This window comes from Microcoleus sp. T3_A4 (assembly GCF_036700465.1).
Lineage (GTDB): Bacteria > Cyanobacteriota > Cyanobacteriia > Cyanobacteriales > Microcoleaceae > Microcoleus.
This window is the reverse complement of record NZ_JAUBOY010000058.1, coordinates 25,629-37,751: the sequence shown is the minus strand read 5'-3', so window position 1 is coordinate 37,751 and position 12,123 is coordinate 25,629. Positions and strand designations below refer to the sequence as shown.

At 44.9% G+C, this 12,123-nt stretch carries 10 protein-coding genes; 5 read left to right on the top strand and 5 right to left on the bottom strand.

The genetic code is table 11. The annotated features are described in order from the left end of the window. Positions 1-175: 175 nt before the first annotated feature. The 3 genes from QUA07_RS25680 to QUA07_RS25670 form a co-directional block, all read right to left on the bottom strand. Entirely contained in the window at positions 176-1,228 is a 1,053-nt protein-coding gene (locus tag QUA07_RS25680) for a DUF1611 domain-containing protein (RefSeq protein ID WP_333330863.1), read from the bottom strand. A 91-nt stretch (positions 1,229-1,319) separates the two neighbouring features. Beyond that, positions 1,320-2,135, bottom strand: coding sequence for a Uma2 family endonuclease (locus QUA07_RS25675; RefSeq protein WP_445242807.1), 816 nt, complete (start codon positions 2,133-2,135; stop codon positions 1,320-1,322). 31 nt (positions 2,136-2,166) lie between these two features. Further along, positions 2,167-3,237, bottom strand: coding sequence for a dipeptide epimerase (locus QUA07_RS25670; protein WP_333330860.1), 1,071 nt, complete (start codon positions 3,235-3,237; stop codon positions 2,167-2,169). A gap of 121 nt (positions 3,238-3,358) precedes the next feature. Between QUA07_RS25670 and QUA07_RS25665 the strand changes: the two genes are divergently transcribed. Beyond that, complete coding sequence (locus QUA07_RS25665) at positions 3,359-4,072, top strand: hypothetical protein (protein ID WP_333330858.1); 714 nt, start codon at positions 3,359-3,361, stop codon at positions 4,070-4,072. Positions 4,073-4,120: 48 nt separating this feature from the next. Continuing rightward, positions 4,121-4,567 (top strand): NADAR family protein, encoded by a 447-nt coding sequence (locus tag QUA07_RS25660; RefSeq protein WP_333214803.1) that lies wholly within the window; start codon positions 4,121-4,123, stop codon positions 4,565-4,567. A 454-nt stretch (positions 4,568-5,021) separates the two neighbouring features. Here the strand turns inward: QUA07_RS25660 and QUA07_RS25655 are convergent, their stop codons facing one another. Together QUA07_RS25655 and QUA07_RS25650 are read right to left on the bottom strand one after the other, a co-directional pair. After that, positions 5,022-5,726: a hypothetical protein gene (locus QUA07_RS25655; protein ID WP_333330855.1), complete on the bottom strand. Its 705-nt coding sequence runs from the start codon at positions 5,724-5,726 to the stop codon at positions 5,022-5,024. A gap of 190 nt (positions 5,727-5,916) precedes the next feature. Then, positions 5,917-6,186 (bottom strand): hypothetical protein, encoded by a 270-nt coding sequence (locus QUA07_RS25650; protein ID WP_333330852.1) that lies wholly within the window; start codon positions 6,184-6,186, stop codon positions 5,917-5,919. 300 nt (positions 6,187-6,486) lie between these two features. Here QUA07_RS25650 and QUA07_RS25645 point away from each other — a divergent pair, with 300 nt between their 5' ends. The 3 genes from QUA07_RS25645 to QUA07_RS25635 all read left to right on the top strand — a co-directional run bounded on the left by QUA07_RS25645 (position 6,487) and on the right by QUA07_RS25635 (position 12,120). Then, positions 6,487-9,771 (top strand): tetratricopeptide repeat protein, encoded by a 3,285-nt coding sequence (locus tag QUA07_RS25645; protein ID WP_333330849.1) that lies wholly within the window; start codon positions 6,487-6,489, stop codon positions 9,769-9,771. A gap of 167 nt (positions 9,772-9,938) precedes the next feature. Further along, the gene (locus QUA07_RS25640; protein ID WP_333204182.1) at positions 9,939-10,655 is read left to right on the top strand and encodes a Uma2 family endonuclease; all 717 of its coding nucleotides are present in this window, start codon (positions 9,939-9,941) and stop codon (positions 10,653-10,655) included. 115 nt (positions 10,656-10,770) lie between these two features. Continuing rightward, on the top strand, positions 10,771-12,120 hold the full coding sequence (locus QUA07_RS25635) for a 16S rRNA (cytosine(967)-C(5))-methyltransferase (RefSeq protein ID WP_333330846.1): 1,350 nt from the start codon (positions 10,771-10,773) through the stop codon (positions 12,118-12,120). Positions 12,121-12,123: the final 3 nt, after the last annotated feature.

The following is a 12,123-nucleotide window of genomic DNA, read 5'->3' as shown; positions in this document are numbered from 1 at the left end:
TCTGCCACATCTCTTGATGAGATTATTCGCGCTTATTGTGCAACTTAGTGTCTCATTTTTATTTGAAATAACTATAAATTTGGTTTTGACCTCACGCAGTGTTAGTATTTTTGCTTGAAGTGATTGTGTCATAGTTTTCTGTAGCGATTTGCTAGTTGTAATTTAGTGTACCAGATCAACTGTCGATGATCGCCTCCAACAACACCTCCGCACCAAACCTTACCGGATCGGTACAAGGCAACCCCGTTTCTGCTTGAACTTCAGCTATTGCTAACAGCGCATCTGCCTCATTTAAGTGATGAGTGTTGAGGGCGATCGCGCTCACTTTTCCCCCTGCAAAAGCACCCGCAGCAGCAGCTAACATTTCGTACAATTCAATTACTTTTGATAGCCTGGGAATCGATACGTGGGGGTGATTGCGAATGCTAGTTTGTCCGGCTCTGTGGGCTAAAATTAAGTGAGTTGGCTGCGAACCCCGCAACAGCGGCAGAGTCGCCGTCGAACCTGGATGCAATAGCGAACCTTGCCCTTCTACGTGCAGAATATCGCATTCAGAACCCAATTTAATCACCATTTGTTCGACAGCTCCAGCCGCGAAATCAACTCGCACGGCATCCAAAGGAAGGCCTTCATTTCCGATCATTAAACCCGTTTGTCCAGTTGCTAAAAATTTGGAACGCAAACCCCGCCGCAAGCAAGTGCGATTGAGTTCCAGACTGGTTGACATTTTGCCAACGCTCATATCTGTGCCGACAGTTAATACGCGGCGACAACTTAATTTAGTGGCGGCGGCAGAGGCGATCGCACCGACAGATTTCGGTTCCTGACGCACGTCCCAAACCCATTGATTTTCGGTTAAAGGAACTGTTATCAAAGGTGCAAGTTGCGCGTGCAAACCGTTGACCACTGACAAACCTGCTGCTACCGCTTGATTAATTTCTGGCAGCCACTCAGCAGGCAAAACACCGCCGGAAGGAGCGATACCAATTAGCAGAATATTCGGCGCAAATTGCAGTGCTTCTGCAACGGAAGCAACTATCGGTACTTCTTGAGGAATGCCAGTTAATTCAGGTAAAGATTGTCCGGCACATTGGCGGTCTATTACGGCTACAATTTGTGCTTCGCTGTAGCGTAAAAATGCTAAACCTGTTTTGCCTGAAGACCCAATAATTCCCTCGTGCAGCAGGATTGCAACTTTACCATTGTTGATCGGATAGTTTTTAGTCATTGATTCACTTTTGATATGGCCGATTTTAGATTTTAGCTTCAATCTAAAATCTAAAATCTAAAATCGATTGGGTGTTAGCTGTGATTTGGGATTATTGGTTCAGGGTAAGATCATTCGGATCTTCTCCCAATTCTCGCAATCTGGCCTCTAGTCGCGAGGCTCGCTGGCGTTCCTGTTCCGCTTGCTGTTGAGCGGCTTCCGCTTGTTGTTGAGCGGCTTCCGCTTGTTGTTGAGCGGCTTCCGCTTGTTGTTGAGCGGCTTCCTCCGGCAACAAAACTAAATTGCCAGATTCGTCGAAAAAACGCACCCAAGTTGCTGTTTCTCGATCGACAATTCCTTCCCAAGTGCCCAACCAAAAACCTAACGTTTCGCACCACAGCCAACCCTGCTCGTTGGGCACTAACGGCTGATAGCGCAGGTTGGCATCTAAACGCCATCCTTGCAAAGAATTCGGCTCGAAAGGATCGAAAACAAAGTAATCAGGAGTTCTAAAAACCTGCTCGTAAATATCCTTTTTTTTGCCTGTATCCTGATTTGCCGTTGACGGCGACAGCAGTTCCACAATGACATCCGGGTAACGTCCGTTTTCTTCCCAAACTACCCAGCCTTGTCGGGAAGTATTGCTGTCAACACCCAACACAGCGAAAAAATCCGGGCCTCGGAAATCCTGATTCCGAATCTGTTTAGCGCTGTAATAAATAAACATATTGCCACCGACAAAAAAATCGTTTCGGTTAGCTAAACCTTGTTCTACGGAACGGATTAAAACGGTCATTGCTATACGGTGGCGGTTGCTTTCCATTTCTGCACCATCATCAAAAATTAAATCAGTCGGTGGCTTGTGTTCTTCAAAGAAAAGCTTGGCTTCTCTATCAATTTGCTCTCCTATTGATTCCACTGGCATCATACTATCTCCAGATGTGTTTTGAGCGATACTTCTATTCTACAATCTCAACTAGCTGCACTCCCAATCCCGATCGCCCGTTTGGCAGCAAACACCCATTTTCGACGATCGCACCGGTGAAAGGATCGTCTAATAAATTTAAGTGACTGTCCAAATCCAAATAGTCAGCTAGGGGTGAAAGTTGTGCTGCTGCTGTATTTGCGATCGCGCTATCTGAATAGCAGCCAAACATTACTTGCAAATGGCAGGCTTTTGCTGTGTGAATCATCCGCATTGCTTCAGTCAATCCGCCTGACTTCATCATTTTGATATTGATGCCGTGGACGCAGTGCGCTAACTTGGGTATATCGGAACTATTAAAGCAACTTTCATCCGCAAAAATTGGCAGGGGCGATTGACGGTACAGTTCTGATAATTCATCCATATCGGCGACGGGTGAAAGCGGCTGTTCGACATAATTTATCGGGTATTTTTCCAGCCAGCGACACATTTCGATCGCGCTGTTTAAGCTCCAACCGCCGTTAGCATCTACACTGATTTTAAGGTTAGCTGGTGCTTCCTCTAGCACTGCTATTAACATAGCTTTGTCGGCTTCGATTCCTGCGGGATTTCCTAATTTAACCTTAACGGCGCGGTATTTGATACCTGCTGGATCTTTGCCAAACCAATCGCGCACTCTTTCTCTTGCACCAGAGGGGGAATTAATGCCGATTGTGACGGAGGTGGGGACGATGCGCGATCGATCTAATCCCCACATTTTCCACAGCGGCAAGCCTGCTTTTTTGCCCAGCCAGTCGTGCATTGCCATGTCGATGCCGGCGCGGGCGGCTGAGGGTAAGTTGACCTCTGTTAATACTTGTTCGATTTTTTGGCGATCGAACGGAGTAAACTTTTCTAGCAGCGGTGCGACTTCCTGCAATGCAGCTAGCAGAATTTCGGTACTTTGGGGCCGAGAACCTGTGGAAAACGGCGAAGCTTCTCCCCAACCTTCGATGCCTTCGTGTGCTAATTTTACCCATAAATTCGTACTTTGGGCTGTTGTACCGCGGCTGATGGTAAGGGCAAACCGCTTGCGGACAGTGAAAGTTTCAATTTGAACGTGCATTGTCAGTGATTGGTAATTTTTTGTAGATAAAAATCCGAGGGGGCGGATTGCGCCGCTATTGCCATTTTTAACTTTTTACTTTATAGTTTGATTTTGCTTGTTCTAGTTTATCAAAAACTTGATGAAATTCATTATTTCTGTTTCGCCGAAGAGAGTTGCTTTCTCTCTCAGCATTTGGGTGCTCTTCTTTGCTGTTGCTGGTTGCATCGTACAAGTTCTGCGGTACGGTTTTAACTATAAAGAACGCTGGATTAGTTTGTTTAACTTAGACCAAGAAATAAATTATCCTTCGTGGTACTCGTCATTTACTTTGCTGTTTTGCGCGATTTTGCTAGGTATTATTGCTAGTGCTAAGAAGAAGCAGGGCGATCGGTATTTTGGACACTGGAAAGCGCTGGCGTTGATGTTTGTATTTTTTTCTTTAGATGAAATATTGAGTCTGCACGAAATATTAATTATTAACGACTTGCGAAAGGCACTGCATTTAGGGGGAATTTTTTACTTCGTTTGGGTAATTCCTGGGGCGATTTTTGTTGGGGTTACTGCGCTGGCTTATCTCAAGTTTCTCCGGCACCTACCCCGGAAAACAAGGGACTTTTTCTTACTAGCAGGCAGTATATATGTGGGTGGAGCACTTGGCATGGAAATGGTTACTGGCTATTATGCAGATGCGGTAACTAAACGAAACTTGATATACGGTTTGATGGTTTGTGTTGAGGAAATTTTGGAAATGGTAGGGGTGATCGTATTCATCTACGCCCTGCTGTCTTACATCGGTTCCCATCTTGAAGATATTGATGTGCGGTTGAAGATATTGGATAATCCAGAGAGGTAAAACTGACGATTAACCAAGATTATTAACGAAATTGAAATCGCAGACTTTATGGCTATCTACTTCTACACCACTGCCAGCGAATACGGCTGTTTTTCTAATTTTTCCAGTCATGGATTCGAGTTAGACGGAGAATATTGGCCAACTACCGAGCATTATTTTCAAGCACAAAAGTTTCCCAAAACGGCTCATTGTGACCAAATTCGCCACGCAAAAACACCGAAAGATGCCGCAAAAATGGGACGTGATCGCTCTCGTCCCCTCCGTAAAGATTGGGAAAAAGTAAAAGATGATATCATGCGAAAAGCCGTACTCCGAAAATTTGAAACTCATGCCGAAATTAGAGAAATTTTACTCGCTACAGCGGATGAGGAAATAGTCGAAAATTCCCCTGTTGATTACTATTGGGGTTGCGGTAAAGATGGCAGCGGCAAAAATATGTTGGGCCAGATTTTAATGGAAGTAAGGGAAATATTGCGAAAACGCACGTCAGAGTAAAACAGAACTTAAATTTCCCAAACTAAAGCAGGACTTATTTAATCCTAAGTCCTGCAATGCTCGTCAGCGAGCATTTCCTCAATTTTCTTAAACACTGAACTCATAAATCGGCATGAGCAACTGTCAAAACTTGTGTCAATCTCGTCGGGCTGTTCTAGTAGAGGGTTTAGCCTCTCCTCAGAGACTGCGAAGCAGGGGAAACGGTAAAAACCCTGCACCACTTTTTTTGTTTTAACAACTACTCTTAACCGGAATTAACTTTTCTCGTCGCAAGTACAGCATTGTTAGCCCGTCGCCTCCCGGACACCGTTCCCCTAAGGTTGGCGATTCACAGGTAAAACAGCAAAACACCTGTTCTGGTTAAAGTTTGTTTTTTATTGATGCTGTATCTTTACTATTGTGTACGATTTGTGGAAAGTGTCAGCAGTGCTACAGAATTCTTTACATTTGTGATTTATTTGGATACAATAGCGCCACTCTGTCGCAGTTGCTGTTGAATTTTGTTAAATTCTTTCTGTTCTGCGCTTAGCAAACTATTGTCGATCGGCGATCGCATATCCCACTGCAATTCGGACAATAACAACAAACAGCCGGCCATAATTATTCCTGTGGTTAGATATTGCCAAGGTGCAACAAAAGTTAATAAAGGGATGCTAAATAAATGAGTTAGTCCAATCAGGAGAAAAGTGCGCGATCGCAAACCTAATCCCGTCAACAAATAGCCGATCGCGCTCAACCCCAACCACAAATCACAAAGGTGCAGCAACAAACCTCCCCAACCGGCAAAAATACTGTAATCCGTTAGAACCAAACCAGTTATCATCAAAATCGCCCAAGAGTAAAGAATCCAGCTAACTCGCTCGACTCTTACCCAAAACAAAGTCAAAACAGCCATTACCCCAGTGCCAATTAAAGTCAAAGTTGACCACAGAATCGCCTGAAAGCTCCAACTGATAGGGAAAAACTGAGCCGTAAAAAAAATCCCCCCTGTCACCAAACCCCAAAGCAGAAAAGTTTGGTCGATGCGGGTATAAAATCCTGAGAAAAGAGTAATATTTCCAATTTGCCAGCGGAGTTGCAACAGGCCTTCGAGGTCTTGTACGTCGAGATGTTCCTGTTTGCTGCGGATTAGGGGTTCGGAGGCGTTGAAAAAGGTCATCCAGAGTTGGGGAAAGTATGAAGTTTTGTGTATTGTAACAAGTCTTAAGGAATATTTTTCAGATTTTTTCTGGTTCCCCGGCTCTGCCTGGGGACGCAGATTTGGAGGCTCTGCTTGCTGTTTTCCTCAGCAACCGAAGAGGCAGAAGGCTGCGTTAAGCTTTGGACTAACGCAGCCTTAAGATTTGAGTTCAAGCAAGTCTCCAATTCTTATCTTTTGGAGAATAAATGAAGGCAACATTCACAAGAATTGAGCCATCTTTTTTGCCTGTAGAGTAAATTTGCCACGTACCTGTGGGAACCTGCCGCAGATACGGTTTATTTTTCCTTAGCCGATCGTAGATTGAGCTTTTTGAGCATTTGGTATATTCGGCGGCACGTTCAACAGTGCAGCCCATTTCCACCAAAACTGCGATCGGCTGGGTGAAAAGATTGAGCTGTTCGCTGTTATAATTAGTCATGAGAAATCCTCGGTCTATATAGACCATAAACAACATGAGAGTGCTACTGGTTGCAGCCAGTGGCTCCCGAAAACTGATAAGCGATCGAAAGCGTCTCTAGTAAAAGCTAGGGGCGCTTGTTTGCTTGTTAAGGGCAGTCTAACACTGCTTTGAAAAATATACACTATAAATAACGTACATTTCTAAAACCTATGGTAAATTAGACGTGTATCGTGTAAAAACCTTGTATAACAAGCATTTTATGGAAAACGAATCAACACGCATTTCTCCTTGCCAGTTACTATCCAGGGGGTTGACAGCATGAAAGGTACACTTGTCTCTCGCTTCACGCCCAGTCTGATGAAGCACGAAGATTTAGAGGAGATGTTGGTGCAGCGTCACGATTTGGCAAACGAGCTAGTCGAGTCAATCCGGTTGAGCATCCTCAAGCCGATCAAGCAGCATCACCTATTGATTGGGATGCGAGGTATTGGGAAGACGCACTTAGTCTCGCTAATGTATCACCGCGTTTCCAAAATGGAGGATTTGCGGGAAAAAGTGCTGATTGCTTGGTTGCGGGAGGAAGAGTGGGGCGTCACGTCGTTTCTCGATTTGCTCCTGCGAATTTTGCGATCGCTCCAATCAGAATATCCGGCTGAATACAAGGCTGAATTGTTTGATCGGGTAGAATCGCTTTACGGTGAATCGCCCGATAGCGCTCAACAGACAGCAGCAGAATTGCTGAAAGATTTTGCGGGCGATCGCACTCTCCTTTTACTTGTAGAAAATCTGGATGATTTGTTTGAAGGGTTGGGCGACAGCGGGCAGCAGCAATTCCGAGACTATTTAGAAATTTATCCTTTCTGTACGATTTTCGCGACATCTCAGCATTTATTCAAAGGAATCGACAATAAAAAAGCGCCCTTCTACGACTTTTTCAATCGCCACTATTTAGAAAAGCTAAATTTAGATCAAGTTGTCGGATTATTGAAAAATATCGCTAAATTAGAGGACAACAAAGAACTAGAGTTATTTATAGAAACGCCAAAGGGACGTTCTCGAATTGAAGCAATCCATCACTTGGCTGGCGGCAACCACCGCGTTTATATGATTTTTGCGGAATTTCTGACTCGCGACTCGCTCGATCGACTGGTAAAACCGTTTTTGCAAACGCTGGATGAATTGACACCGTACTATCAGGCGCGGATGGCTTGGCTTTCGCCGCAGCAAAGAAAGATAGTTGAATTTTTGTGCGATCGGCGCGGGGCTGTGATGGTTAAAGAGATTGCCCAACGCTCTTTTATGACGCATCAGACAGCATCGAGCCAGCTTAAACAACTGTCAGGAATGGGTTATGTGACGAGCGAATCTATCGGGCGCGAGTCGTATTATGAACTTCAAGAAGTGCTGATGCGATTTTGCATCGATGTGAAGAAGCATCGGGGCGAGCCGATTAGTTTGATTGTGGATTTTTTGCGGTTGTGGTACACGAAAGAAGAGTTGAAACAGCGGTTGGAGCGCTTGGGAGTAGGATTTACTGCGAGCGGGAAATATCTAGTTGATAATAGCTTGGAAAAAAGTCATTTGAAGTATCAGCTAAATCTGGAAACACTACCGCCTAATGCTGTATTTGAGCTAGAATATCTGCTGCGTGCGCTTCAGCCAATGGAAATAGATCATTATGAAGACCATCGCGTAGCAGCTTGCGTGCAGGAAATTAAAAAATTCAAAGAGAAGAAAGACTATGTTTCTGCTTTGAATCTAGCAAATAAACTGGTAGGAATTCGCGGTAAGGCAGGAGACTGGTTAGAAAAAGCACGTTGCTTGCACAATCTCGAACGCTATGATGAAGCATTAGAATCTTTGGATAGGGCGATCGAGCTTAACCCCAACGATCGGGCTGCTTGGGTGATCCAAGGAAATGTACTCGATAACCTTAAACGCTATGAAGAAGCTTTAGCATCCTTTGATCGGGCGATCGAACTTGACGCCAATTATCACGCTGCTTGGGTTTTCCGAGGAAATGTACTCGATAACCTCAAACGCTATGAAGAAGCTTTAGCATCCTTTGATCGGGCGATCGAACTTAATGACAACAATCAGTATGTTTGGTTTTTACGGGGCGAGATACTCAACAGCCTCGAACGCTATGATGAAGCCTTAGCATCTTTAAATCTGGCGCTCAAACTTGACGACAATTATGTGTGGGCTTGGGCTTTACGAGGCATTGTACTCAACAGCCTCGAACTCTACGGTGAAGCTTTAGCATCTTTGGATCGGGCGATCGAACTTAATGCCAATTATCAATCTGTTTGGGCTTTACGAAGCTATGTACTCGATAACCTCAAACGCTATGATGAAGCTTTAGTCTCTTTCGATCGGGCGCTCGAACTTGGTGCCAATTATCATGAGATTTGGGTTGTACGAGGCAATGTACTCTATAATCTCAAACGCTATGAAGAAGCTTTAGAATGTTACGATCTGGCGCTTGGTCTTGACGACAACTATCGGTTGGCTTGGGTTAAACGAGGCTATGTGCTTTACAACCTCAAACACTATGAAGAAGCTTTAGAATCCTTTGATAAGGCGCTCGAACTTGATGCTAATTGTCAATGGGTTTGGCGTATGCGAGGTGATGTACTCAACCACAACCTCGAAAGCTACGAAGAAGCTTTAGAATCTTATGATCGGGCGCTCGAACTTGACCCCAATGATAAGTGGGCTTGGGCTAACCGAGGCGATGTACTCAAAAACCTCAAACGCGATGAAGAAGCCTTAGAATCTTACGATCGGGCGCTCGAACTTGACCCCAATGATAAGTGGGCTTGGGCTAACCGAGGCGATGTACTCAACAACTTCAAACGTTATGAAGAAGCCTTAGAATCTTATGATCGGGCGCTCGAACTTGACCCCAATTATCAGTGGAATTGGGTTAATCGAGGCTATGTACTCAACAACCTCAAACGTTATGAAGAAGCCTTAGAATCCTTTGACAGAGCAATCAAGCTTGAGGCTAATGATTGGCCTGTTTGGGCTTTACGAGGCATTGTACTCAACAACCTTAAACGCTACGATGAAGCCTTAGTATCCTGGGATCGGGCAATCGAACTTGGTTATCAAGATTCACCTGTCTTCTTCAACCGTGCTCTTGCTATTCTTGGATTGAATCGCTGGGATGAAGGTATCACTGCCTTAGACGACGCATTCCAACGACTCGAACCAGACAATGAACCTAGCCCAGATGATGCTGAGTTAATTATCAACAACCTGTTCGCGAACACGCATGAGCCAGCGATATGGAAAAATCGCATCACCAGCCTAATTGCAGTTTACGAAAAACACGATGTCATCTCAGTTTTAGGACAGGGAATTGTGCGAAACATCCCCGTGCTAATGTCAGAAATGGTCAGCGACAAAGCCGCACGCACTTGGTTAGAATTGTGGCAAGAACTAACCCGCAACTACGAAGAATTCCAAATTCCCATCCGCCTGCTGAAAGCGGCAGTCCGCTATAAGGAAACCAAGGGCGACAGACGAGTTTTGCTAGAACTTCCCATAGAAGAACGCAATTTATTAGAACCATTGGTGTCAACAAAACCCGAATAAGTAAAACAGGACTTACGCACTCCGACAAAGAAACCGGGTTTTTTACCTAATCTGCCGATTGCAACGAAGTCTTTTCGTAAAAAAACCTGGTTTCTGGGCCCCATGCGTAAGTCCTATAAAATAGGTATAAAATAGAAATTGATGATACTAGCAAAGGACTCATCCCCATGACCGCAACAATTCCAACTAAAACCTCAGCAGAAATCATCTACCCAGACAGCGACGGCAAACCAATGTCAGACAATACCAAACAGTTTGAACTAATTGTCACCATTCAAGGCGGAATAGATGCCTTATACAAAGACAACGAAAATGTCTTTGTAGCCGGTGATTTGCTGTGGTATCCCGTCGAAGGTGATAACAAAACTCGCCAAGCACCTGATACGATGGTAGTGTTTGGGAGGCCGAAAGGTTACAGAGGTTCCTACCAACAGTGGCTTGAAGATAATATCGCCCCGCAAGTTGTCTTTGAAATCCTTTCGCCTGGAAATCGAATCGGAGCACTGTTTAAGCTGTTTAATTTCTACCAGGATTATGGAGTCGAAGAATATTATGTCTACAGTCCAGAGGATAATGAATTAATTGGTTGGCTGCGTTCTGATGGAAAACTCAACTATATTGAATTAATGGATGGTTGGGTGAGTCCGCGTTTGCAGATCCGTTTTCAAACTGCATCGGGAGACTTGGAAATTTATCGGCCTGATGGACAGAAGTTTTTGTCTTATGTGGAGTTGTCAAGACAACAGGAATCAGCACAGCGACAAATGGAACTAACACAGCAACAAATGGAACAAGAACGGCAAGATAAAGAGTTAGCACAGCAAAAAGCCGATCGCCTTTCAGAAAAACTCCGAGAAATGGGCATAAATCCAGAGGACATTTGAGATTATAATAGTCCTCGAATCACGGGCGATCGGAAAATGGGTTTTTCACCAAATCTGCGGGCTGTAAAGCGTCTTATCGTAAAAAACCCGGTTTCTAGACCCCCATATCTTAACTATGCAAAATCCCCGCCAAATAGCCTTTCTCGCACTCCGCGAAGTCCACCGCCGCGGTGCATTCGCAGATGCCGCACTCGATCGCGCTTTCAGCAATTCTCAACTCAACGACCTCGATCGGCGTTTAGTGACAGAATTAGTTTACGGTAGCGTCAGGAGAATGCGATCGATCGACTTTATCATCGACAAACTAGCCACAAAGAAATCCTCCCAACAACCGCCCGAACTCCGCACCATCCTACATTTAGGCTTATATCAACTCGAATATCTCAACCAGATTCCGCCCTCCGCCGCCGTCAACACCACTGTTCAACTAGCAAAAGAAAACGGATTTTCAGGACTCAGCAGTTTTGTCAACGGTTTGTTGCGCCAATACATCCGTTTAAGCGATAACGACTTAAACCCCTTAACAGTTACTAATTATAAATCAACGGTTGAACGCCTAGGAATTCTGCATAGCTTCCCCGAATGGCTGGTAAAATTGTGGATAGAACAAATAGGCGAAACCGAAACCGAACAACTCTGTGAATGGTTCAACCAATCCCCCACAATTGACCTGAGAATCAATCCTTTAAAAAGCTCGATCGGCCAAATCGAAGCTGCCTTCAAAACCCACAACATCTCAACTAGCAGAATCCCACACTTGCCGCAAGCATTAAGACTAAATGGCAGCATCGGGGCAATTCAAAACCTCCCCGGATACAGCGAAGGTTGGTGGACAATCCAAGACAGCAGCGCTCAATTAGTCACCCATTTACTAGGGCCCCAGCCAGGGGAAACCATCATCGACGCCTGCGCCGCGCCGGGGGGAAAAACCACCCACAGCGCCGAATTAATGCAGGATACAGGCACTATTTATGCCTGCGATAAAACCGCCAGCAGACTCAAAAAACTTAAAGAAAATGCAGACAGACTCCAGATGAAATCCATTAAAATTCATACCGGAGACAGCCGCCATTTCCCAGAGTTTGTTAACCTCGCAGACAGAGTTTTACTCGACGCACCTTGTTCTGGCCTCGGAACCCTCCACCGCCGCGCCGACGCCCGCTGGCGCCACACGCCCGAAAACATTCAACAACAATCTCAACTGCAATCGGAATTGCTAGCAAATGCAGCGAGATTTGTCAAGTCCGGCGGCGTATTAGTTTATGCAACTTGCACAATTCATCCCTTGGAAAATGAAACAGTTATTCGATCGTTCTTAGACAGCAATCCTAACTGGCAAATCGAACCGCCAACAATTGATTTACCAGTACAGCCATCACCCGAAGGATGGGTGAAAGTGTGGCCGCACAGACATCACATGGACGGCTTTTTTATGGTGAGGCTAAAGCAATTGAAAAAGGAGTAAAGT

What these genes read in the sequence shown, in the direction of transcription:
- QUA07_RS25680 (WP_333330863.1), bottom strand. Translation starts at nt 1,228, where the DNA reads ATGACTAAAAACTATCCGATCAACAATGGTAAAGTTGCAATCCTGCTG.
- QUA07_RS25675 (WP_445242807.1), bottom strand. Translation starts at nt 2,135, where the DNA reads ATGATGCCAGTGGAATCAATAGGAGAGCAAATTGATAGAGAAGCCAAG.
- QUA07_RS25670 (WP_333330860.1), bottom strand. Translation starts at nt 3,237, where the DNA reads ATGCACGTTCAAATTGAAACTTTCACTGTCCGCAAGCGGTTTGCCCTT.
- QUA07_RS25665 (WP_333330858.1), top strand. Translation starts at nt 3,359, where the DNA reads ATGAAATTCATTATTTCTGTTTCGCCGAAGAGAGTTGCTTTCTCTCTC.
- QUA07_RS25660 (WP_333214803.1), top strand. Translation starts at nt 4,121, where the DNA reads ATGGCTATCTACTTCTACACCACTGCCAGCGAATACGGCTGTTTTTCT.
- QUA07_RS25655 (WP_333330855.1), bottom strand. Translation starts at nt 5,726, where the DNA reads ATGACCTTTTTCAACGCCTCCGAACCCCTAATCCGCAGCAAACAGGAA.
- QUA07_RS25650 (WP_333330852.1), bottom strand. Translation starts at nt 6,186, where the DNA reads ATGACTAATTATAACAGCGAACAGCTCAATCTTTTCACCCAGCCGATC.
- QUA07_RS25645 (WP_333330849.1), top strand. Translation starts at nt 6,487, where the DNA reads ATGAAAGGTACACTTGTCTCTCGCTTCACGCCCAGTCTGATGAAGCAC.
- QUA07_RS25640 (WP_333204182.1), top strand. Translation starts at nt 9,939, where the DNA reads ATGACCGCAACAATTCCAACTAAAACCTCAGCAGAAATCATCTACCCA.
- QUA07_RS25635 (WP_333330846.1), top strand. Translation starts at nt 10,771, where the DNA reads ATGCAAAATCCCCGCCAAATAGCCTTTCTCGCACTCCGCGAAGTCCAC.